1 pseudogene is annotated in these 670 nt (G+C 30.3%); it reads left to right on the top strand.

The features are described 5' to 3' along the window. A pseudogene (locus tag R8N47_RS25605) lies at positions 1 to 180 on the top strand (hypothetical protein); the annotation flags it as partial. Between the last annotated feature and the right edge of the window lie 490 nt (positions 181 to 670).

Genomic DNA, 670 nt, shown 5'->3' with positions numbered 1-670 from the left:
ATTTCGGATGAAGAAGCATTACGTAGAGCAAACTTTATTAATTTAGATGAAAAGAACAATGTTCCTCAAGTTCGTTTAAAAAGACAACCTATTAAGGAAGATAAAGAATGCCGAGTGCCTGGCTTATATGGTTGTAACCGTTATAAGTCAAGAAAAAATGAGACATTCAACGTGTTCTAACGTTGTTCTTTTTTTGCACAACGTTAAAGCCTATGGGCTTGTATCAGGCAAGTGATAAAAGCCTTGAAAATTCCGTTATTAAAGCGGGTGGCAAGTGAATTTGCCAAGATTGGCAATCAATGTGCCAATGCTGGCATTGAAAGTGCCAGTAGTGGCAGAAGAATTCTTGTAATAAATTAAGCTTACTTTGGCTTAACCTTCACTTTTTTAAAATCTAACGTTATATTAGAATTATAACTTTATAATAGTTATAACCGTTATAATAGTTATAACATGAAAAATTAATAAAATAAAATTTATTTTTTATGTGTTAATTTTATTGCCAAGGAAAATTAATAGTAACTTTGTTTTTATTATAGATTAATTAAATTTAGAGTAATGTTTGTTGCTCACGGATATTCATTTATTTTCTAGGTTTTCTTAAGGCAAAGTTACTTTGTCAAAATTATCGACTTAAGTAGTCAACTTTAGCGAGATGTAAACATCCCAG

Source organism: Vibrio sp. 2132-1 (assembly GCF_033344315.1).
This window is presented reverse-complemented; position numbering and strand designations above follow the sequence as displayed.